This is a genomic window from Bacillus sp. FSL K6-3200, from assembly GCF_038630485.1.
Classification (GTDB): Bacteria; Bacillota; Bacilli; order Bacillales; family Bacillaceae; genus Bacillus; species Bacillus safensis.
Genome location: NZ_CP152032.1, coordinates 1,100,808 through 1,123,869 on the forward strand (window position 1 = coordinate 1,100,808; position 23,062 = coordinate 1,123,869).

The 23,062-nt window shown below is 43.1% G+C and carries 21 protein-coding genes; 5 read left to right on the forward strand and 16 right to left on the reverse strand.

Translation table 11 applies throughout. The features are described 5' to 3' along the window. Positions 1 to 2: 2 nt before the first annotated feature. Positions 3 to 680: an amino acid ABC transporter permease gene (locus MHI60_RS05480; RefSeq protein WP_034283291.1), complete on the forward strand. Its 678-nt coding sequence runs from the start codon at positions 3 to 5 to the stop codon at positions 678 to 680. A 36-nt stretch (positions 681 to 716) separates the two neighbouring features. On the opposite strand, the gene MHI60_RS05485 is transcribed toward MHI60_RS05480, so the two are convergent. The 5 genes from MHI60_RS05485 to MHI60_RS05505 form a co-directional block, all read right to left on the reverse strand. Next, entirely contained in the window at positions 717 to 2,015 is a 1,299-nt protein-coding gene (locus tag MHI60_RS05485; protein ID WP_144472857.1) for an arsenic transporter, read from the reverse strand. Positions 2,016 to 2,147: 132 nt separating this feature from the next. Then, positions 2,148 to 3,380: a helix-turn-helix domain-containing protein gene (locus MHI60_RS05490; RefSeq protein WP_144485915.1), complete on the reverse strand. Its 1,233-nt coding sequence runs from the start codon at positions 3,378 to 3,380 to the stop codon at positions 2,148 to 2,150. 127 nt (positions 3,381 to 3,507) lie between these two features. Beyond that, positions 3,508 to 5,055, reverse strand: a complete 1,548-nt coding sequence (gene pruA / locus MHI60_RS05495) for an L-glutamate gamma-semialdehyde dehydrogenase (RefSeq protein ID WP_024424316.1) — start codon at positions 5,053 to 5,055, stop codon at positions 3,508 to 3,510. A gap of 23 nt (positions 5,056 to 5,078) precedes the next feature. Then, positions 5,079 to 5,996, reverse strand: a complete 918-nt coding sequence (locus MHI60_RS05500) for a proline dehydrogenase (protein ID WP_095407692.1) — start codon at positions 5,994 to 5,996, stop codon at positions 5,079 to 5,081. 161 nt (positions 5,997 to 6,157) lie between these two features. After that, entirely contained in the window at positions 6,158 to 6,928 is a 771-nt protein-coding gene (locus MHI60_RS05505; protein WP_144485917.1) for a nucleotidyltransferase domain-containing protein, read from the reverse strand. A 92-nt stretch (positions 6,929 to 7,020) separates the two neighbouring features. On the opposite strand from MHI60_RS05505, the gene MHI60_RS05510 reads away from it, so the two are divergent. Beyond that, on the forward strand, positions 7,021 to 7,335 hold the full coding sequence (locus tag MHI60_RS05510; RefSeq protein WP_095407691.1) for a hypothetical protein: 315 nt from the start codon (positions 7,021 to 7,023) through the stop codon (positions 7,333 to 7,335). Positions 7,336 to 7,370: 35 nt separating this feature from the next. Here MHI60_RS05510 and MHI60_RS05515 read toward each other — a convergent pair whose 3' ends face one another. After that, positions 7,371 to 8,327, reverse strand: a complete 957-nt coding sequence (locus tag MHI60_RS05515) for an acetylxylan esterase (RefSeq protein WP_144485919.1) — start codon at positions 8,325 to 8,327, stop codon at positions 7,371 to 7,373. Positions 8,328 to 8,538: 211 nt separating this feature from the next. Between MHI60_RS05515 and MHI60_RS05520 the strand changes: the two genes are divergently transcribed. Beyond that, a complete protein-coding gene (locus MHI60_RS05520) occupies positions 8,539 to 9,324 on the forward strand; it encodes a carbon-nitrogen family hydrolase (RefSeq protein ID WP_144472847.1) in 786 nt (261 codons plus the stop codon). 45 nt (positions 9,325 to 9,369) lie between these two features. On the opposite strand, the gene MHI60_RS05525 is transcribed toward MHI60_RS05520, so the two are convergent. Then, positions 9,370 to 10,275, reverse strand: coding sequence for a LysR substrate-binding domain-containing protein (locus tag MHI60_RS05525; protein ID WP_144486082.1), 906 nt, complete (start codon positions 10,273 to 10,275; stop codon positions 9,370 to 9,372). A 116-nt stretch (positions 10,276 to 10,391) separates the two neighbouring features. Here MHI60_RS05525 and MHI60_RS05530 point away from each other — a divergent pair, with 116 nt between their 5' ends. Further along, a complete protein-coding gene (locus MHI60_RS05530) occupies positions 10,392 to 11,165 on the forward strand; it encodes a class I SAM-dependent methyltransferase (RefSeq protein ID WP_144485920.1) in 774 nt (257 codons plus the stop codon). 211 nt (positions 11,166 to 11,376) lie between these two features. On the opposite strand, the gene MHI60_RS05535 is transcribed toward MHI60_RS05530, so the two are convergent. The 5 genes from MHI60_RS05535 to MHI60_RS05555 form a co-directional block, all read right to left on the reverse strand. Continuing rightward, entirely contained in the window at positions 11,377 to 12,753 is a 1,377-nt protein-coding gene (locus MHI60_RS05535; RefSeq protein WP_144485922.1) for an MFS transporter, read from the reverse strand. 120 nt (positions 12,754 to 12,873) lie between these two features. Then, positions 12,874 to 13,881, reverse strand: coding sequence for a LacI family DNA-binding transcriptional regulator (locus MHI60_RS05540; RefSeq protein WP_095407685.1), 1,008 nt, complete (start codon positions 13,879 to 13,881; stop codon positions 12,874 to 12,876). Between the two features lie 75 nt (positions 13,882 to 13,956). Then, complete coding sequence (locus tag MHI60_RS05545) at positions 13,957 to 14,904, reverse strand: dihydrodipicolinate synthase family protein (RefSeq protein WP_024424325.1); 948 nt, start codon at positions 14,902 to 14,904, stop codon at positions 13,957 to 13,959. Positions 14,905 to 15,247: 343 nt separating this feature from the next. Continuing rightward, the gene (locus tag MHI60_RS05550; RefSeq protein WP_048238141.1) at positions 15,248 to 15,805 is read right to left on the reverse strand and encodes a shikimate kinase; all 558 of its coding nucleotides are present in this window, start codon (positions 15,803 to 15,805) and stop codon (positions 15,248 to 15,250) included. 85 nt (positions 15,806 to 15,890) lie between these two features. After that, a complete protein-coding gene (locus MHI60_RS05555) occupies positions 15,891 to 16,664 on the reverse strand; it encodes an IclR family transcriptional regulator (protein ID WP_144472844.1) in 774 nt (257 codons plus the stop codon). 148 nt (positions 16,665 to 16,812) lie between these two features. On the opposite strand from MHI60_RS05555, the gene MHI60_RS05560 reads away from it, so the two are divergent. Further along, positions 16,813 to 18,171: a hypothetical protein gene (locus MHI60_RS05560; RefSeq protein WP_144485924.1), complete on the forward strand. Its 1,359-nt coding sequence runs from the start codon at positions 16,813 to 16,815 to the stop codon at positions 18,169 to 18,171. A 39-nt stretch (positions 18,172 to 18,210) separates the two neighbouring features. Here the strand turns inward: MHI60_RS05560 and MHI60_RS05565 are convergent, their stop codons facing one another. The 4 genes from MHI60_RS05565 to MHI60_RS05580 all read right to left on the reverse strand — a co-directional run bounded on the left by MHI60_RS05565 (position 18,211) and on the right by MHI60_RS05580 (position 23,062). Beyond that, positions 18,211 to 19,524 carry an MFS transporter gene (locus MHI60_RS05565; RefSeq protein ID WP_095407681.1) on the reverse strand — a complete coding sequence of 438 codons (1,314 nt, stop codon included), beginning with the start codon at positions 19,522 to 19,524 and terminating at the stop codon, positions 18,211 to 18,213. A 45-nt stretch (positions 19,525 to 19,569) separates the two neighbouring features. After that, positions 19,570 to 20,772 carry a CoA transferase gene (locus MHI60_RS05570; protein WP_144485926.1) on the reverse strand — a complete coding sequence of 401 codons (1,203 nt, stop codon included), beginning with the start codon at positions 20,770 to 20,772 and terminating at the stop codon, positions 19,570 to 19,572. A gap of 125 nt (positions 20,773 to 20,897) precedes the next feature. After that, positions 20,898 to 21,278, reverse strand: coding sequence for a cupin domain-containing protein (locus tag MHI60_RS05575; protein WP_034283259.1), 381 nt, complete (start codon positions 21,276 to 21,278; stop codon positions 20,898 to 20,900). A 23-nt stretch (positions 21,279 to 21,301) separates the two neighbouring features. Continuing rightward, positions 21,302 to 23,062 (reverse strand): thiamine pyrophosphate-binding protein, encoded by a 1,761-nt coding sequence (locus MHI60_RS05580; RefSeq protein ID WP_144485928.1) that lies wholly within the window; start codon positions 23,060 to 23,062, stop codon positions 21,302 to 21,304.

Sequence of the window (23,062 nt, forward strand, 5' to 3'; positions counted from 1 at the left end):
TCGTGGGAGATATTCATTTAGAATATATATTTAATCCTGCACTGGCAAAAGCGTCATTTCCGTTTGTCATGAAAGGCATCTGGCTGACGCTGCTCATTTCCTTTGTGAGCATGTTTTTTGGTACCATTCTTGGCTTTTTTATCGCTCTTGCCAGGATGGCGAATTCATGGATTCTTCGGCTGCCTGCACGGCTGTATATTTCATTCATGCGAGGCGTGCCCATTCTGGTGATTTTGTTTATTCTTTATTTTGGGTTCCCTTATATCGGCATTGAGTTCACAGCCGTCACTGCCGCCATTATTGGATTCAGCTTCAATAGTGCTGCCTATATTGCAGAAATTAACCGGGCAGCCCTCTCCTCTGTTCCAAGTGGACAGGTGGAAGCCGCTAAATCATTAGGTCTCAGCTATTGGCAAACGATGCGCGGTGTCATTTTGCCTCAATCCGTCCGCATCGCCCTGCCGCCATTGACCAATGTCATGCTCGATTTAATCAAAGCTTCCTCACTGGCAGCGATGATTACTGTACCAGAGCTCTTCCAGCAAGCAAAAATTGTAGGCGGACGAGAATTCGATTATATGACCATGTATATTTTGGTCGCACTCATTTACTGGGGCATTTGCAGTGTCGTCTCATTGCTTCAGGACTTTTTAGAAAAACGCTATGCGAAATATCTGTAGCAAAAAAAAGAGCAGATCAATGAGATCTGCTCTTTTTTAATGAATGAGCCATAACCACACATATAACCCAAGTAAAGTGAGAATCAAGGTTGGGATGGTCAGGATGATTCCGGCTTTCATGTAAGCCCCCCAAGAGATATGGACGCCTTTTTTCTTTAAGACATGAAGCCACAGCAATGTCGCCAATGAGCCGATTGGGGTCATTTTCGGTCCAAGGTTGGAGCCGATGACATTGGCATAAATCAGTCCGTCTCTCATGACACCTGCTGTATCTGTATGGCCAATGGCAATCGCATCAATTAAAACGGTTGGCAGATTGTTCATTACAGAAGACAGCACTGCGGCAAGCACGCCCATAAACATCGTTCCTGCAAGCAAGCCATGTGATGCCCCTTGTTCGATCCATGCCGCCAATATTTCTGTAAGACCGACATTTTTCAGTCCGTATACGACGACATACATGCCGATCGAGAAAAACACAATGGACCACGGCGCTTCTTTGATCACTCGCTTTGTCGCCACTTGCGGACTTCTTCTCGCCAGCCACAAGAAAGCAAGGGCAATCCCGCCTACGATGATGGACACTGGAACACCGATCAGCTCCCCCGCAAAATAACCAACAAGCAGACAGCCGAGCACATACCAAGACAAGCGGAACATGCGAATATCTCGAATAGCTGATGCCGGCTCCTTCGCCTGTGACAGATCGTAGGTTTTTGGAATAAGCTTTCGGTAAAACACATACAGAACCAGCATACTCGCTCCAAGCGACACAAGGTTTGGCACGAACATATTCGCTGTATATTCTAGAAAACCAATATGAAAATAGTCGGCTGATACGATATTGACCAGGTTACTAATGACAAATGGCAAGGAGGTTGTATCTGCAATAAAGCCGCTTGCCATCACAAAAGGCAGCACCATGCGCTCATCCAGCTTCAACGCTCTCACCACAGATAAAACGATTGGGGTCAAAATCAGTGCCGCTCCATCGTTGGCAAAAAAAGCAGCCACAACAGCGCCGAGCAATGTTAAATAAATAAACATGCGGACACCGTTGCCTCTTGCGGCTTTTGCCATATGCAGTGCAGCCCATTCAAAAAAACCGATCTCATCTAAAATTAACGAAATGATAATAATGCCAATAAAGGCAAAGGTGGCGTTCCATACAATTTGCGTGACTTCCCACACATCGCCCAGATGAACGACGCCAAAGGCAAGTGCAAGAATGGCGCCTCCACATGCTGACCATCCTATGGTGATACGTCCTGGCTGCCAAATGACAAGGACGAGGGTCATGATGAAAATCAAAATGGCTAAGGTGACTGAACCCAAAGGTGGCCCCCCTTTCACTTTTCTCATAAAATCTTTATCTATCATACAACGAAATGCATCAGTTGTATGCCATTTTCAAATTTCACATGAAAACCCGCAGGTGATCCTATGCACCTGCGGAATCCATCATGATTATTGATCTTTTTTCATCAGCATCAATTCAATAAACAACTCACACCGCTGGCTAAAATGACTTAAGTCGATCGAAGTCATGTCAAAAATTTGTTTCATTCGATAGTTTAATGTATTTTGATGAATAAACAACTGCTCTGCCGCTGGCTTTAGCTTGCAGTTATTCAATAAGTAGACTTCCAGCGTTTTTAAAAACGAGGTATGACTCTCGCGGTCTTTTTCCTTCAAGCGTAACAAATCTGGATTGAAGTCGTTTTTCTTTTTTTGATGGCTGTAAATGGAGTCTAAAAACCGGAAGACCCCCAGATTCTCGTAATCATATGGAATTAGTTCTTGTCCTCCGACAATTTTCACTGCCTTCACGACCTCTATCGCTTCAAATCGACTTGTACTCATTTTCATGACATCACGATACTCTCTTCCCATCCCGATATACAAAGGGGAAGGATGTGCATTCGTTTTCGATTGCAGATGTGCGATGACATCAGCTGCAGTCGCTTTCGGTGAGTGCCGGTCTGACAGGCTGCCTAATATGACGACGATATCTGCTTGAACCGAATAGACGTGATTCACCTTATCCTCTAGCTGCAAATACGTTCGAATGACATCCTTCACATCTTCTGCCGTCTCACTTTTGTTATCGGCAGCGTGCACAACCATGACGGTAAATACGGCTGGCAGCGGAATGCTTAAGTTCTCAGCCTCCCATTTCAGCTCTTCTTCTGTATAAAAATGATCATCCATGACCTTTTTGAAAAACTCTTCAATCTTGCCTTCCTTTTTCTCAAGCTGTTTCTTATTCTTATAAATCACTTTTCCAACCTGAAAAGAAGCTTCGTGTAAAAATTGCAGCTCCTCCTGAGAAAGGGAGTCCTCAATGTCCTGCACCCAAATAAAACCTACTACCTCTTGTTTATGCTTGGCGCTCACAGCCACCCGCCGATTAAAACCGAGCTCGTCATGACCGCTCACATAAAAAGGCTTTGACTCCTTGTGAAGCCGCTCGATTACCCCTGTTTTCTTTAACCAATCGACTACAGACCCCGGACATTCCTTGGAGAAAATCGTTTGCTGATTGACTGGGTCAAACTGCTGAATGCTGTAAGAATTATAAGCAAGGAGCTGACACTCTGTGCTTTCTAAAATGACTGGTTTTTTTAAATATCCGCTAATAAATGCAATTAATTTATCGACATCAAAAAATGTATGAAGCTTTTCTAATATCTCTTCCATCCCGATTGCTCCCTGATTAAGTGATACATTTATCATACTTCTTTCCAGTCAGATTTGTATAGAAACAAGTCGCAGGCAGGCGCAAAAAAAGCATGAACCCGTCAATGCAGGTTCATGCTTTTCCATATTAAAACATTTCACTAATCGTTTTTGCCTGCATGTGCAGAGCTAAGTAATCTGGACCGCCTGCTTTTGAATCCGTTCCTGACATTTTGAAGCCGCCGAATGGATGGTAACCAACGATGGCACCTGTGCAGTTACGGTTAAAGTAAAGGTTCCCTACATGGAACTCCTGCTTCGCACGGTTGATGTGATCACGATTATTCGTAATGACAGCACCTGTTAAACCGTATTCTGTGTTATTGGCTACCTCAAGTGCCTCATCAAAGCTAGAAACTTTCGAGAAAGCCAAGACTGGTCCAAAGATTTCTTCTTGCATTAATCGGGAAGTAGGCTCAAGGTCTGCAAAAATGGTCGGATGGATGAAGTAGCCTTCCGAATCATCACTCGTTCCGCCCGTGACTAAGCGGCCTTCCTGTTTGCCGACCTCGATATAATCCGTAATCTTGTCAAAGGACGCTTGATCAATGACAGGTCCCATGTAAACATCCGCAGAAAGTGGGTTGGCTGTTGTTTTCGTTTCTGTGATTTCCTTCACTCGCTCAACCACTTGGTCATACAGCTTCTCGTGGACGACAGCACGAGATCCAGCTGAACATTTCTGACCTGAAAACCCGAAGGCTGATGTGAAAATGGCATTAGCCGCTAATTCAACATCTGCATCCTCATCAACAACCACTGTATCTTTACCGCCCATTTCAGCGATGACACGTTTTAAATGCTGCTGGCCTGGCTGCACTTTTGCCGCGCGTTCAAAGATACGTGTCCCTACTTCTCTTGATCCAGTGAATGTAATCAGACTCGTTTTCGGATGATCTACTAAGTAATCCCCAACCTCTGCTCCGCTTCCTGGTACAAAGTTGACAACACCCTTTGGAAGACCGGCTTGCTCAAGCTCCTCCACAAAACGGGCTGCAATGACAGGCGTCGCACTCGCTGGTTTTAAAACAACTGTATTCCCAGTGACGATTGGCGCTACTGTTGTTCCTGCCATGATTGCAAACAAGAAGTTCCACGGCGGAATCACGAGCGTCACGCCAGTTGGTGTGTACACATATTGATTGCGTTCCCCTTCGCGGCTATTCACTGGTTTGCCTTTCGCCAGCTCCAGCATTTGACGGGCATAATACTCTAGGAAGTCAATCGCTTCTGCTGTATCTGCATCCGCTTCATTCCAAGGCTTACCTGCTTCTTTGACAAGAAGGGCTGAATACTCATGCTTTTTACGGCGAATGCTTGCCGCAGCTCGGAATAATACGCCAGCTCTTTCTTCTGGAGACGTGTAGCGCCATGTCTCGAATGCTTTCGCTGCTGCTTGAACCGCCTGCTCTGCCTCTTCCTTCCCGGCCTTCGATACAGTTCCAACCACTTCATCCTTTTTCGCTGGGTTGATCGAAACAATCTTATCCTTCGTTTCGATTCTCTCTCCATTAATCACGAGCGGATAGGTTTGACCAAGTGATTCTGTTACTTTAGCTAATGCTTGTTCAAACGCTTTGCGGTTTTCTTCCTGGCTAAAATCCGTGAATGGTTCATGCTTGTAAGGTGTTGTCATTATTGTCACGCTCCCGTTTCAAATTATTTTTTCGTCATCCCTTTTAAAGCAAAGGCAATGTTTGCCGGCCGTTCTGCAAGACGTCTCATGTAGTAGCCGTACCACTCTCGTCCATACGGAGTATAGACCCTCATTTGATAGCCTTCTTTCACAAGTGCCTGCTGCGTTTCTGATCTCATGCCGTACAGCATTTGAAATTCGAACTGACTAGTCTGTATATTGTGTTTTTTCACAATATTTTTCGTGAACTCAATCATTCGATCGTCATGTGTCGCAATGGCTGTATAGTTCCCTGAGAGCAATTGCTTTTCGATCAGCTTTTGATAATTCTGATCGACGTCTTTTTTGTTTGGATACGCCACTTCGGCGGATTCCTTATAGGCACCCTTTACAAGTCTTAAAAATGGCTGCAGCTCATTTAGGTCATCAAGATCCTTTTCTGTTCTGTACAAATACGCCTGCAAGACCGTACTGACATACTCATATTGAGATTTCATCTCTTTAAAAATGTCCAGCGTTTTTTGGCAGCGCTGTTCATCCTCCATATCGATTGTCACCATGATACGGTGCTTCTCTGCCGTATCTAAAATACGTTTCATATTGCGATACACAAGGTCATCGTCAATATCCAGGCCAAGTGATGTCATTTTGAGTGACACGTGAGAATTGAGTCCCGCCTCAGCAATCCGCTGAATGGTTTGTATACACTCAGTCGTCCGCTCATTTGCAATCTCTGCCTTTGTGACAAACTCACCAAGGTGATCAACTGTCACGGCCATTCCTTGTTCATTTAATCGTTTGATGACAGGGATGGCACTCTCAAAATCCTTCCCTCCGATGATTTTCTTAGATGCAACAGCACTTCCCCAATTACGAGCAATATGGTTCAAGAGACTGCTCTTTGACAAAAACAAGAAGAAATTTCTTGTGACCGACTCCATAAAGGGCACCTCCCACTCTTTGTAAGCTATGTCTTTATTGTAATGCTCATAAGCTGTCCGCTACAATATTTGAAGATGACAAAAATTCTGACTTTTTTTGTGGTTTTATCACAATAAGAGATAAAAAAGAGCCTGCCGCGATCCGGCTGGCTCTTCCCTGCTTACGCCCACACCTCATCAAGGGTAGACTGCAGCAGCTCATTTAATTCTTGCATCAGGTTGTCTTTCGGCTGATTGTAGCTTTTCACCAATTCATCAAATCGCGCGAGCTCTTTGTCGATAAATGGATGGACATAAGCGAGGCGGTTCTCTACATCCATTTCTTCTCCGTCCATTTTACGTTTGAGCAGCTCATGGATTTCCGCTAAAAGCGGACCTTCCTCCACTAGTTCCTCAAGCAGTTCATAAAAGTCCATCGGCGGTACCGTTCGGTAGCGTTCAATCCACTGACAAGCAAGCAGCGGACGAAGCACATAGAAATACTTCTTGATTCGCACCTGCTCTCCTCGTAAATACCCGCTTTCATTCCGCTTCGCCATATTGAGGTAATGATACATCAATGCTGCGGGATAAAACGCTCGATCCTTTAATTCTCTTAGCTGCTTTGCCAAAGAGAAAGATTCAGCATAAATGATGTCAGAAGACAGCCATTCCATGATGGACGGATTCGATTTATTGAATAAGCGAAGTGCCTTTCTAAGCTCCCAGCCGCTTATATCAAGCACATCATCAATCGGCCGTTCAATGACATCACGATGTTCTTCCATCGCCCAATACCATTCTTTTCGAGGAACATATAAAAAACGAACATCGTAATCACTATCAGTCGAGGGGAATCCCCATGCTCTGCTGCCTGATTCGACCGCGAGGCAAATCTTTACGTCGTACGTTTCTTCGATGATTTTCAACTCTTCCTTGATCCTCTCTCTCATCATCCATCAACTCTTTCTATAGAATTCTGCATGACTTCTTCACGTTTTGGTAAAATACGAATAAGACATATATGAAAAAGGAGTTGGATCTCATGTCTTTATCTCGCATCATGAAATGGATCACCGGGATTTTTGAAGCCTGTCTTGCCATCCCTGTCATCGGAGGACTATTTATTATTAGCAATGGCTATTCACCGCTCATGGTCATGCTTATTCTGCATATTATCACACTCGTCTTATCGAAGCGAGACCAAGGACCAATGATTGGCAGCATCATTGGAATTATCACATCGTGCCTTGCCTGGATTCCGATACTTGGATTCATCCTGCATATCATCACAGCTCTTGCCCTTATTATCACAGCGTTAGTGCCTGATGAAAAAACGAGACAAAATACGAGTTATTAAAAAAGAGGCCCTCCTAGAGCGGCCTCTTTGTTCTTTTATTTGAGCAAATGCTTTTGTAAGAAGGAGAGCTTCTCTGTTTGAAAAGCCGGGATAAACTCGTGTCCAAAATAGCGATATACCTTAAGGTCTTTATCTGCTTCTAAATGGTTGTATGCCGCAAACACAGTAGATGGCGGGGTTATTTTGTCAATCAGACCGATCGCCATCAATGTTGGCTGTTTCACCCATCCAGCTAAATTGATTAAATCAAAATAGCTTAATGTCTCAAATGCCTTTTTCTCCACTTCCGGATCACTGTTTCTTCGAAAGTATGAATTGATTTCTAAATAAGGCTGCTCCAATGCAACGTCTACTGCACGCTCGAAGTTTGATAAATAAGGGTAGTCTGCTACGACGACCTTCGGAATGTCTGAAAGGGCTGCAGCTGCAACCGCTAATGCGCCTCCCTGGCTCCCACCAATCACGCCGATCCGGTATACATCCACTTCCGGGAAGGACTGAATGACTTCAAGTGCACGAACCGCATCTAAATAAACACCGCGATAATAGTAGGTCTCCTTTGATAAAATACCTTTTGTCATCCACCCTAAAGCGTGACCGCCTGGTGTCACTGCCTGATCTTCACTGCCGCCTTGACCGCGGACGAGCATACCAAATGTTGCATAGCCGTGCAGCGCCCAGTTGACGATGTCATGAATGCCGCCGTCATAGCTGGCATTATAGCCATGATAACGAACGAGCGCTGGATGCGGACCTGATTGATCTGGTACCGCGTACCAGCCTTCAATACGAGAATGATCAAAGCTTTGATACGTCAGGCGGTACACCTTGACGCCTTTCACTGGATAGTCATAAGGTTCAAGTGTTAGCTTTGCCTCCACTTGGCGCAGTTCTTCGAGCGATTTCTTCCAAAAGTCTGAGAAATCAGGACGTGCAGTTTTCTTTGGTTTATATTTTTTTAGCTCTTCTAGTGATAAATCGAACAATTGCATATCATACTATTCCCCTTTGTTTTATTAGTTATGAGTATCATACCACTCATTTCTTGATTGAGAAAGTCATTTAACAAAACCTTCTGACATTTCTATTGGCAAAGGTGATGGAAACCTTTATGATAAAGAAACTGGCCTTGAAGACTAGAATAAACCATTACATACATTCATGATTTTCACATGACATATAGCGAATAAAGGAGGAACCCATATGAAAATCGCCCTTGTCCAAATGGACGTACAAATTGGAGAACCTGAAGTGAATTTTAAAAAAGCAGAAGCGTTTTTAGAAGAAGCAGTGCGCGAGCAGCCTGATCTGATCATTTTACCCGAAATGTGGAATACCGGCTACGCCCTTGAACAAGCCGATCAGCTTGCGGATATAAACGGTGAACGCACCAAACAGCTCTTCTCCTCCTTTGCCCGCAAGCACCAAGTGTATCTCATCGCAGGCAGTGTGTTAAATAAGCGGACAGAAGATGAAAACATCACCAACACAATGTATGTTTTTAACCGCCAAGGTGAGCTTCTGTTAGATTATGATAAAATTCATTTGTTCCGTCTAATGGATGAGCACAACTATTTAACCGCTGGTGATCAGCTTGGTTTATTTGACTATGGTGAAGATGTAACAATTGGTGCGATGATCTGCTATGACCTCCGCTTCCCGCAGCTTTCCAGAACACTTGTGAACAAAGGAGCGAAGGTGCTCGTCAATACGGCACAATGGCCGTCAGCAAGAGTGGACCATTGGCGCAGCCTGCTCATCGCAAGAGCGATTGAAAACCAGTCATTTATGATTGCTGTGAACAGAACTGGCACAAGCAGGGACACGGAATTCCCTGGACACTCTATGGTGATTGATCCACTCGGCCGCATCCTGCTTGAAACAAGCGATGACGAAGACATTTATTATGCGGAAATTGATCTTCAGCTAGTGGATGAAGTCAGACAGCAAATTCCGGTTATGACGGATCAGCGTCTCGACTTATATTAAACAGCAGGGTGCTCCCCTGCTGTTTGCGTTTAATTAAACGTTTGTTTAAGCTTTTCCTTGGTTCTGATAAAGGTCCATGAAGGCTTGAGCGGCTTTCGTTAAATACCTTTCTTCAACATATGCAAACACAAGAGTTCGGGTTGGGCATGAATCAATGTTTAAATAAATGACCCCGTTCCTATCCTCTTGTGCCACCATTTTCGGCACAACGGTCACACCTAGTTCGTTTTTGACCAATGCCTGTGCTGTTTGAATATGACTTGTTTCAAAAGCCACTTTTGGCTGAAAACCGTGATGACGGCACAGTTCCATGACCACTTGCCGAAAACCGTATCCCTCTTTCAGCATAATAAATGGGATACCTTCAAGAAGTTGAAAGGGAACCATTTCTTTTTGCCCTGCTCGCTTAATGATCTCGTTCAATTCCTCTGATAACGAAGGCTGAGCAGTTTGTGGAACTGCAAGAAGGAGCGGCTCTGTCAGCATTGGTTTCATTTTCAATGATTCATGCTCGACAGGCATAGATAAAATAGCCAAATCCAGTTTTCCAGCCAATAGAAGTTTTTCGAGCTCACGAGGTGAATCTTCTATCAATTGAACGTGAACATGAGGATACGTTTGACAAAAGGTTTTTAATAAGCCAGGCAAGACATATCCTCCTGTGACTGCTGGCGCTCCAATGTTCAGCTCTCTCCCGATTTCATAAGCTGCTTCTCCCATTTCACGCAGCAAATCATCTCTTTCCTTCAAAATATTCTCAGCCCTTTTAATGAATCGTCTCCCTTGAGGTGTGGGCGTTACTTGTCCATACTTTCGAATAAATAGTGGTGTGTCTAATTCCTCTTCCAGCTTCTTCATTTGCTGGCTTAAAGAAGGCTGTGCAATATGAAGTTGATCTGCTGCTTTTGTAAAGCTTTGCTGCCGGTACACTTCAATGACATATTCCATCATTCGTATATCCACTTTCATCACCTCATAGGTTTTAACTATTCATGTCATATCTTTTATGTCTTAGACAAATAACAGAAGGAATTCTACGATAAAGAGACCACAAAGGGGGAAAAGAAATGAATCCATATGCTAAAGCCGAGAACCAATTCTCACAAAATGCCGAGAACTATCGAGATTCACCTATATTTGCAGCCGGAGAAGAGCTGGAATGGATGAAATCAACAGCAAATGCGAAGGGTCATGAGCATTTACTTGATATTGGCTGTGCGGCAGGACATACCGTTTTTTCCTTTTCAGACGTTATCTCTAAAGGGGTCGGCATTGATGTCACACAAAAAATGATCGAGGTTGCATCAGCACTCGCGGAAGAACGCCATCTAAAACATATTACTTTTGAGCAGGCAGCCGCAGAAGCATTGCCCTTCTCTGATGAATCATTTGATTTAGTGACGTGCCGATTTGCTGCTCACCACTTTCCAAACCTTCCGGCAGCCATGTCGGAAATCAGTCGAGTTTTAAAGAAAGGCGGCAAATTTCTCCTCGTTGATCATTATGCACCCGAAAACCCTGCACAGGATTCATTTATTAATCATCTAAATAGACTGAGAGACCCTTCTCATGTGCGGGAAAGCTCGTTATCAGAGTGGAAACAGCTCTTCGCTGACAACCATTTGACTAAAGAAGATATTCGTTACTGGGATCTGCATATTGATTATCAGGACTGGATCATACGCGGACGTACACCAGAGAATGTTCAAAAGGAGATCGTTTCCCACCTTCAAGCCACAGACTCTGACACAAAGCAGCTGTTTCAGCTTCAATTCGATGCACAGCATCAGCCCATTTCCTTCTGTTTAAAAGCTGCACTGATTCAGGGAATCAAGAATTGAACTTATAGAAAAAGTCTACCATCTCCGGTAGACTTTTTTAATCTTCACTGTTTCACAGGTAGCTTTTCATGTTCGTGACACGTCTCTCCTCACGACTAGATCATGTTTCTATTATATGATAATTGAACGAAGATAGGTGAGGCATTTTAGATCCTCTGAATAAAAAAAGAACCTACCCTCTTTGGAATAAGTTCTTCACTGCACGCGTAACTTACGGCGCAATATCCTCTAATACTTTTTCGCGCGTTTCGATCATTTTAAAAGCAAGAATTGCTCCCACTACAGTCACACTTGCAAACAGAATAAAAATAGTTGAAACACCGCTTACCTCTAAAATAAAACCTATCATAATAGGAGCGATCGCTGAGGCCAGCCTAAGCCATGCTGTAGCAAATGCTGTTCCAATCACCCTCATACGTGTCGGATAAATTTCAGGTGTATACAGATACAGAAGAACGGTAATTGTTCCCATCATTCCGTAAGCTGCGGACCCTAAATAGATGACGCTTTCTGGAGAATTCGCTCCGCTGATCCATAAAGCCGTTAATAAAACACCAGTTAATACAAATGCAATGGTTGCCCAGCGCTTTCGTCCTACTTTATCAATTAAAAATGCACAGGCGAATACCCCTATGGTCTGTAAAATATTTGTGAGAGATGCTGCCCTTAATGAATCTCCAACTGGCAAATGGTAAACAGTATTATAAAGACTCGGTAACCAGTTATTTAAACCATTCGATACAAAGTAGGCAGAAAACCATAGTCCCCATACGATCAATGTTCTTTTCCGGTAAAAAGTTGAAAATAGCTCTTTCCAGTCGCCCTTTTCAGTACTGCTGGATACTTGCTTTGCGACAGGCATTCGTTTGTCAGTACTAGCTTCAATTTCTTCTATAATTCTTTCGGCATCATCTAACCTGCCTTTCGAAATAAGCCACCTTGGAGATTCGCGCAGCATGAAAAAGAATACAAAGACAATTAAACCTCCAATGCCCCCAATCAAGAACATCCATTTCCACCCAAAGCTAGGTACAACAAATGCCCCAATTTGAGCTGAGATCATTAATCCTAATGGAAAAATCATCTCATAAAGCATAAAAAATCTACCTCTTCCTTGGGCGCGGGACAACTCATTGATATATGAGGCTGCTACTGGCACCTCTCCTCCGACTCCAATCCCTTGTATAAAACGGAAAATAAAAAGGGCCATAAAATTACCTGAAAATACACATGCGATACTCATAATAGACATGAGGAATACCGTCCACTTAGCACTAAATACACGGCCGCGCCTTTCGGCTAACCACCCAAAGAAAATAGCACCAATCGCTTGTCCTATATAACCAGACCCAATAAGAAGACCAATTTGTGCAGGTGATAAATTCCACATGCCGATGAGGACCGGGAGAACAAACGCTAAAGATAGAGCATCAAAAGCATCAAAAAAAGTAGCAGATCCCATAATGATACGAGGTTTTAAATGCCATCTCGAAAAAGGTACACTTTCCATCCTAGTCAATAGTTGTGAAGCTCTATCAACAACTTGCTCATCATGAGAATTTGAATTTCCACTGAGTTCTAACGTCATGGTATCTCCTCCTTATTGGAGGAAATGATGCAAAAGTACATGCCGAAGAGCGCTAAAGAAATCGCTTACATTTTAAATCAAGTGAAATTCTCAAGCGATCTTACGAGTTTTCAGCATCTATCATTGCTTTTTTGGCGTTCCCGTGGTGCCCCGATCTATATAGTACATAGGGAAAATATGCTCCATCGCCTCTAACTGTTCTCCTTCCAATAGCTGTGCTAGTAAAGAAACAGCTTTTCTTCCCATTCCAACTAAATCAACATGAACAGAAGATAAAGAAGGGGTTAAAAAACTTGCAATGGGCACATCATCGGCACCAACGACAGACAAATCATGAGGTATTGACACATTTGCGATATCTGCAGCCTTCATGACCCCCATCGCCAAAAAATCCGAAGAGCAAACAACTCCAGTCATGTGCTGGTTTCCTTGGAGAAATTGAGAAACCACTTCTACTACTTTTCCCCCATCAAATTCATCTAACTCAAACACAAGCTCTTTGTTCATTGTTAATCCTAAACGTTTCAATGTGCGCTCGTATCCTTTGTAATACCTCACACTATGCATCGAACTCATTGGACCATTCACCAGCCCAATGGTTCGATGACCTTTATCAAATAAGGCGGTTACAGATTGACACACACCTTCTTCATCATCTGGCCTGACACATGGAAATGGAGAATCCTCTAAGTAACTTCCGACAACGATAATGGGAATAGCCAAACTTTTTAACCAATCCATGCTCAATTCTTCATTTCTTGGAGAAAATAAAATGGCACCATCTACGGCCTGCGTTTCAAGTAATCGCTGCTGCTGTACAGATGTAAATGACATCAGCATATTGAATTCGGTCTCATCTAATTCCTTCGCTATACCATCTAAAATCGTCGAAAAAAATGGATTATTCAAAATATATGAACCGCGAGGAACCACTACAGCGATATTCCCAGTCTTTCTTTTAACGAGCCCTCTCGCTCCTAAATTAGGGCGGTAGCCTAACTCATCAATTACTTGTTTGATTCTTTCAGCCGTTTGAGCACCTACTCCTGGTTTACCACTTAATACTCGGGAAACAGAGGCTATAGATACCCCAGCTTTCAATGCGACATCTTTAATACTTACTGACACATTTCATACCTCCGGGAGTCTGTTGTTTTTCTTTATTATAACCTGACTCACCTTCATCATGAAATCAATGGTCTGTTATCTACTGACGTTTTCCTTAAGCAAACCAACACTTTGAAGGCCCTGGCGAATCTCTTCTTTTTCCTTTTGAGTTAAAGGTAATACCGGCTTCCTAGCAAGCGAACTGCTGATCAAACCTCGCTGGAACATCGCTTCCTTCATTCGCAGATGAGAGGTAGAGGAAGGTTCATCCATTTTATACACAGCATGCTTTAATTCAAAGATTCTATCGTACACTTTATTAGCTGCTGCAAGGTCTTGTTCTTCCACACATTTCACAAGTTCAGCGATCAAATCGGGCACAAAACAGCCGAAACCGACAAGCGCCCCATCAATCCCTTGGACTAATGTTGGCAATAAATATTCATCGTGACATGTGAGCAGCGATACATCTGGTGCATGCTTTTTCAGTGCGCGCACATCGACTTCATATTGTGCCATGTCTCTTTGACCAATTTTAAATGAGACAACATTCTCAATTTCCGACATTTCTAGTAATTGATTCGTTGTATAAGAGGTTTTTGTCCAAGTTGGATATTGATGGACGATGATTGAAATGTCAATCGCTTCTGCAACATCTTTAAAAAATTGGACAGGTGATTCAGGCTGCATACCGAATCTCAGCCATGAATGCGGCGGCATGAGAAGGATACCTTCTCCGCCAGCTTCTTGAACGGCTTTTGCATGCTGGATCGCTTCAATTGTCCCTTCAGCTGAAACCCCAGAAATGACAGGTACTTCCCCTTTTAATTCGTCGGCTGCAATACGTACAGCCTCAGCTCGTTCATGTGGCAGCAGGGTCATAATCTCGCCAGTATGTCCATTGACAACGATCCCGTTAATCCCTTCATGCTCCGCCACCCAGCGAACAAGTTTGCGAAATGCAGGTTCATCAATTGAATAATCATCTTTAAAAGGAATTAAGACAGCCGGGAACACACCGCTCCATTTTTCTTTATTTTTCATCAACAAATTCCTCCCCATTCGGTTATAGTAAACGTTTACGGTAAGCGTTTACGTAAACAATCATAAAATGTTCTCACGGAAGATGTCAACATTATTTTTTAAAGATTATAATAATTCAAAAAACTCTTATTGAAATTTATATACTATTTTATTTTTCCAAAAAAGAAAATGATCTATATCAAAAACCTCATCATCATGAAATGATTGAAGTAGGAACACCGCTTTTTCCAAACGGCCGCACACCAAAAAAAGGATAAATACATTTTGGTTGTCAAAGCATCATCATATGTAAGAAGGAATAGAATTCAATAGAAAAAAGTCTACCCTAAGCGGTAGACTTTTTTTATTTCGAATATAAATCCCAGCCAAGCTTGAGTGTGTCCACAATATAATTGGCGACTTCCTCAGCCTCTAAATGATCTGTTTCCACTCTGGAGTTATGAAGAGAATAAATCTCCCGGCGTTCTTCAAACAGCTCTTTCATCTCATCAAGCGTCCGGTTGTGAAGAACAGGACGGTTTTCGATTAAAATATCAAGCCGCTGCTTCCAATTCTCCCACGATAGATCAAGGAAAAGAACGGTACAATGCTTCAAGCAGGCGCGTTTGATTTCTTCCTGTTTGAATGCACCGCCTCCAAGGGAGACGATCTTGAGCTGTGTATGTTCACATAAATCGACGATATAATCCTTTTCAGCCTGCCTGAAGAATGCTTCTCCTTTTTGCTGAAACATCTCTGGAATCGTCATGTTGTAATTTTTCTCAATCTCCTGATCGACATCAATAAAATCTCTATATAGCTTTTTGGCAACCAGCTGCCCAATGGTTGTTTTCCCAACACCCATAAAGCCAATGAGGACAATATTCCGCTGTCTTACAGGAATTTCTCTATTGTTTTTCATGGTCGTGACACGTCCTCCCTACGACAAGGAATGCTACATAATGTTTCTATTATATGATAAATGGAGCGCGAAAAGATAGGCAATCTTAAAAATTGTGTTTGACGACGTAGCCGAGCTGTTCAGAAAGCCTCTGTGCCTGTTCTTTCACTTTTTGCTGCAGCTGGGGAATGATTTCTTCAGTAAACCGGTGGGTTGGACCAGATATGGATAAACAAGCCTTCACTTCCCCATGAATGTTAAAGACTGGTGCCGCTACTGCCGCAGATCCTACCTCTCGTTCATCGATACTGCAAGAAGTATACGTCTCAAGAATATGTTTACGTTCCTTTTGCCAGTCACCCTTCATCACATGATCAGCCTCAGACGCTAATACTTTTTGTTGAAATTCTTCACTTTGAAATGCCAATAATACCTTTCCGCCTGCACCTGCGTACAATGGCAGCTTCTCACCAATCTTGACAAGATGCCGAATCGATTGCAGCCCTTCCGCTTGTTCAATACAAACCCTGCTTGTTGAATCCAGTACATACAGGTTGACGGTTTCCTTTGTTTCATCACGAAGTGAGTACATGAGTGGCTTAGCCAGTTCCCTCAATTTAATGGACTTCCCTGCAATGTATCCGAGGAGATAAAGCCTTTGACCCAATCGGTATTTCATTGTTTCTTGATTCTTTTCCACAAAATGATTCATTTCAAGTGCCTTGAGCAGTCTCGTTGTCGTAGACATTGCTAAATTCATCTCTTTTGAAATATCCGTTAGCGTCAGCTCTTGACGTTCTTCACTAAAACAATAAAGAATATCCAAGGCGCGCTGAACTGTACGCAGTCCTGATTCTTCTTTTGACTTCTTATCAGCCATGTTCATTTTCTCCTTTTCCCCTTTGATTTCTTATCGACATCAACGATCGATTTTGCTATAATCCATTTTAAACGTTCCACTAAAAGAAAACAAATTCCACCAGTCGGAATAAAACCAATTGAAGGTATTTGATGGAGGAGATATTTGCATGTACCTGCTCGTTTTTACACTTCTTATTAGCTTATATATTGTTCATCAACTATTTCCTGCTCCCATACTCTCCTATTTTGTTGGTCTGCTGGCCGCTGCTTCACTCACTATTTCTTTTAAGAAAGCAAATGGGCTTTATTTGAAAACAGGTGCTGTATTTCTCATCATTGGTTTGTTCTTATTCTTCTTATCCGGCCAGCCATTGCACACGTTTTTTCTTCACTTTCATTCCATGCTGGGCTTGCTTTCTCTCTTTTTCATGCTGCCTTTTATTCATTCTCTCATACATGTTGGACATTTCGATACACAATTAAATAAACTGCTCACGCTGCGTACAACGAGCTCAAACCAGCTTTATCGCAAGAGTTCATTTGTCACTCATATTCTCGGCATGTTTTTAAATATCGCAACGATTCCTTTACTATATACATCGCTCAAACCGTCGCTCGAATCCCTAAAAGAACAAGTGAAACAACATCTTTATACACGCAATCTCTTAAGGTCATATGCATTATGTTTAAGCTGGAGTCCTGTTGAAGTACTGGTAAGCGTCACCATTGATGCAACCAAACTAAAATATTATCAAATTGCACCTATTACTTTTGGTTTAATGGTCGTCGTGCTGGCGATAGATTGGATGCTTTTTTCTCATCAAAGCAAACGATTACCAAGCATCATTCAGTCTTCAGAAACAAACGCCAATCCTCATCGAATTAAGCGAAAAACCCTTCAGCTCGCTTTCATGCTGCTAGGTTTTATGACAGTCGTCTCTCTTGTCGATGCATGGATTGGAAAAGGCTATTTATTCGCTGTAGTACTGACGATTATTCCATTTGCTCTATTATTCTCTTCTGTCATTAAAAAAAGAAAACAATATATCGCCGTCTCTGTCCCTCATTGGAAAGAAAGAACCCGTCAGCTCTCCAACTATATGTGTCTATTTTTAAGTGCTGGCTTCTTTGTCGATATGCTCCTTGCCACAAACAGTATGCAGCCGATTCAAGCATTTATTGTCAGTATATCAGACCATGCGATTTGGGTTTATTGTGTCATTGGGCTGTATTTTCTGATTACCGCCCTTTGCGGCTTTCACCCGCTTGTCTCACTTGCTTTGTTAGTCAGTATGATGGCACCAGTCATCCCTGAACTGCCTGCTCTTCCCATTGCAATCATGCTGATCGTTGCGGGCACATCAACTGTCATGTTTAGTCCTTTTAATGTTTCTGTCTCCCTATTAGCTGATTTGATGAAGGTCAATCCTTACCGTATCACTCGCTGGAATATATGGTTTGCCAGCCTTTATATCAGCATGGGTATCGCCTGTGCAGCGATCATCACCGTTATCTTTTATACATAAAAAAGAGAACTCACCTCTGAGTTCTCTTTTGCTTTCCCGCTATGGTTTTAATTGAATACGTTCAATTTTACCTACGATAAAAATATACGACAATGCCCCGATTAATGCGACTAAACTGACGAATAAAATTCCTCCATTGTAAGAGCCTGTCGCCGACACGATGAGTCCGATAATCAGCGGAGTGATGATCCCAGCTAAATTAGCAAAAAAGTTAAATACGCCGCCAGCCAGCCCAACCATTTCCCGCGGTGCCACCTCAGACAGCATCGTCCAAGAGATATTAGACAGTCCTTGCGCAAATGAAGCGATGGATAAAATGGTCAGCACAATCGGGAGATTCGTTGTATAGTTCGCTAAAACAATGGTACTCGTCATCAGCAAGCCAACCACTACCGGCAGCTTTCTCGCTACATTCACTGATACGCCCTTTTTAAGCAGCCAATCAGACACATAACCTCCAAACAAGACCCCAAAGAATGCAGCAATATAAGGAAGAGAAGCAGCAAAACCTACCTTGAGAAACGCCATATTTTTCGCCTCTGCCAAATAGGTCGGAAACCACGTTAAAAAGAAAAAAAGTGTAGACGCAACAGAGAATTGGCCAATATAGAGCCCGATCAATTTACGATATTTCAGAAGGGCGGCAAAGTCTGCCCATTTCAGCTTCTCCTGTGATGCGACTGTCAGCCCTTCGCCTTGCCGGATTAATTCTAACTCATCTTCATTTATCTTCGGATGCTCTTTCGGTTCGTGATAATACTTGTACCAAAAGAAAGCAAATATGATACCGAGCGCACCTGCCGTAATAAAGACGGTTCTCCAATCGAAAGTCGTCATGATCCAAAAAAGAAGAGGTGTCGCAAATGCAAGACCCACATACTCTCCAGCTGTGTATACTCCTGTTGCAAAAGCCCGTTCCCGCCTCGGAAACCATGTGGTGACAATACGGTTATTTGCAGGAAATGCGGGAGATTCTGTAATCCCAATAAACAAACGGCAGCCGAATAAAAAAGCAAAGCTGTTCGCAAACGCCTGTAAGCCTGTGAAAATAGACCAAGTAACGAGAGATATCCCATACGTTACCTTTGAGCCAAATTTATCGAGAATAAAACCGCCTGGTATTTGCATCGCTGTATATGTCCAGCTAAATGCCGAAAAAATCAGGCCTAATAAGGCTGGATTTAATTGCAATGAAGATTGAATCGCAGGAGCAACAATGGACACACTGGCTCGATCAATATAATTAATAGCGGTAATAAAAAACAACAGAATCAATATGCCAAAACGGGCTTTCGTTGGTTTCACATATGCGGGCTGCAATTCATTCCCCTTCAGTTCTGAATGCACTTTCATAACCATCCTCCTTTGTTTCCGCAGCGTGCGGTTCGGTTGAGCGTATTAAATAACCCCTTTTTCTTCTAACTGCTTACACTCTTCTTCTGTTAAGCCAAGCATATTTGTTAAAATCTCATAATTATGTTCGCCTAAATCAGGTGCAATGTGACGGATATTTCCAGGTGTTTTTTCAAACTTCGGAATGATCCCAGGCACCTTCACTTTTCCAAGACGAGGGTGATGCACCTCGACAATATTCTCTCGTGCTTTAAATTGCGGATGTTCAAAAATATCCCGAATACTTAAAATTGGGCTCACAGGGACGCCATGTGTATCTAGAATTTCTAATACGTCATCCCTTGTTTTCGACGCGATCCATTGCGAAACGATCGCATCCATTTCTTTGTTATGCTTCAGCCTGGATGCATTGACCGCGAATTTTTCATTCTCTAGTAAATCTAATCGATTCATCGCTTCTGCCAATCGATTGAAGGTCGAATCTGTACTCGTCACAAGAACCAAATAATGACCATCCTTTGTCTCATAGGTACCGGCAGGGCTTGAATGACCGCTTAGCCCCGGTGAACGCTCACGCACCTTCCCAAGCTTGTCATATTCTGCAACCAAAAACTCTAACATACGAAACACAGATTCATAGAGGGCCAAATCCACCATTTGCCCAGTTCCTTCTGGATGTGTATCCCTGTAATACATCGCTGTCACAGTAGCAAACGCCACATAGATGCCAGCAATATAATCAGTGAGAGAAAAGGAAGGGCTGACTGGATGCCGGTCTGGAAACCCTTGAATATATGTAAAGCCGCTAAACGCCGTTGCCGGTGTTCCAAATCCGGCCTTGTCCTTAAACGGACCCGTTTGTCCATAACCTGATACACGAATCATGATTAAACGAGGGTTGATTTCTTTTAACACATCGTACCCAACTCCCCATTTTTCGAGTGTTCCAGGGCGAAAATTTTCAATCAGCACATCGACCTGACCTGCAAGCTTTTTAAAAATGTCTTTTGCTTCGTCTTTGTGCAGATCCAGTGTTAGGGATTTCTTATTCCGTGAGAGACCTGACCATCTAAGCGGTTCTCCATCTGCAAAAGGGCCAACATGCCGCAGCGTATCGCCTTTACCAGGAATCTCGACTTTGATGACCTCTGCTCCAAAATCCCCTAGAAGCACCGCGCCATAGGGTGCAGCAATCATCGTAGAGACGTCTAATATTTTTATTCCTTCGAGCGGTGTATTCATATTCATTGCTTGACTCCCTTTCATTCAAGTGATGAAGGGCTAAAATCATTCCTAATTTTAGCCCTTTTCATCTTTCTGATTGACCCGGAAGGCCCTGATGATTCAAAAGGAGGGCTTACCAGTGCAGTTTGTTAATCCTTTGGAAGCTGCCCTTGCGGCGTGTAGAGCCAAATGAGCCATAAAGGTTCATCTCCTGTATTGACATGCTGGTGCGGGACACCGTCTGGAATGAACATGAAATCATTTTGTTTAAAGGACTGCCTTTCTCCATCACAAATGACTTCGCCAGATCCTTTAATCACAAAATCAAATTCCTCTGAACCCGGGTGATTGTGCACTGAACTTGCTTCCCCTGGTTCAAAAATGGTGAGACCCGCCATCATATGCTCTGATCCAACAGTATCTGGTGTAATCGTTTGAAATACCTTACGAATCATTTGCTCCTCTGGACGATCTAAGCCTAACCATAATGGGTTCCCATCTTGAAACGGATTCAATACTTTAATTTTCATTGCTAATTCCTCCCTCGTTATGTTTAATTCACGCTGACATGTGAGCGCTTTGAATTTGGTGAATAAATATCATTAATATTCCAATGTCCATCCGTAGGAACAGGATCATTTTTCATTACTACATCAATAACGCAAGGCTCCTGAGAGGCAATCGCTTCAGCTAAAGCTTCTTTGAATTCAGAAGCAGAGGTGATGTTAATCCCTTTCATTCCATAACCTCTCGCAATGGCAGCAAAATCCGGTGAATAGCTTTCTCCACCTTTTCTGAAAACAGTGCCGTACGTCGTTTCATAGTGCGCCATTTGCAAGCCGGCTATTGTGCCAAAGGCACTGTTATTCATCACAATCCACACAACAGGAATGTTCTCTTCAACGGCTGTTGCGAGAACGGATGGATTTTGACCGAATCCGCCGTCCCCAACGAGTGACACAACGACACGGTCAGGCTGGGCAATCTTTGCCCCAAGTGCGGCAGGGGCTCCAAATCCCATCGTTGCAAAACCGCCTGGCGTTAAAATGGTTCCTGGCGTGAGCACAGGAAATTGCTGTCCCACCCCATTTTTATTCCAGCCAACATCCGTTGTAATAAAGGCATCTGGCGGCAATACTTCCCGCACTTCCTGCAAAATACGCTGCGGCTTCATTGGGAAGGATTCATCTAAAACATTCGTCAAATTGCTCGCCTGAAATTCCTTACGATATGCCGCAATTTCCTTCTTCAATTCAGGTCGATTCAGCCCTTTTGGCAGTCTTTCTCTCGCCACTCGATTGAGTACAGTCAAGGCTTGCTTAAGATCGGCTACTGCTCCAATTTCAACAGGGTAGTTACGTCCAATTTCATTCGGGTCAATATCAATATGAATGAGCTTGGTTGATGGGAAGCGGAACGTATAATCTGATTCCCACGAGCTCGCATCAGCTTCAGCAAAACGAGTGCCTAAAGCCAATATATAATCCGCTTCTTTGCACTGATCATTGATAAATTTTGTCCCCCAAAATCCTGTCATTCCAAGCGTCATTGGGTGATCATCCGGCATCGCTCCTTTCCCCATCAAAGAATGGGCAACAGGGATACTTAGATGATCAGAGAATGCCTTTAATTCTTCAGCTGCATCAGCTAGTAAAATGCCTCCCCCTACATATAAAAGCGGCCTTTCTGCCTGCAGCAATCGATCTAATATCCGATTGGCCGTTTGATCATCAATAGAAGGTTTTTCAATGGTGTGTGTATGCTGGTTAATTTGTTCAAACAAGGACACATCTAGGTCTTTTGAGAACACATCCATTGGAACAGAAATAAGCACCGGGCCAGGACGGCCGCTTTCAGCTAACTGAAATGCTTTTGATAAAATCTCTGGAAATAATTCTGGAATATCGACTCGCCATGCTCTTTTCACAAACGGCCGGTAAATTTCGTATTGAGAGGCATCGGAGTGAAGATTGATCTCTTGATGTGGGTGCTTTCCGTAGTAATGACTTGGGACGTCTCCTGCAATAACAACCATTGGAATGGAATCAAGTGCTGCATTCGCTACCCCTGTTGCCGCATTGGTGAGTCCGGGACCTAAATGACTGAGAACCACAGCCGTCTGTTTCTTCGCCCGCGCATAACCATCTGCTGCATGTGCTGCTATCTGTTCATGCCTGACATTTACAAATTGAATCGAGCTTTTTTCAAGCGCTGATAAAAAAGCAATATTCGTATGACCACAGAGGCCGAAAATATGCTCGACTCCCCGATTTTCTAAGTACTGGATAACCTGTGTAGAAATATTCTTCTTCAT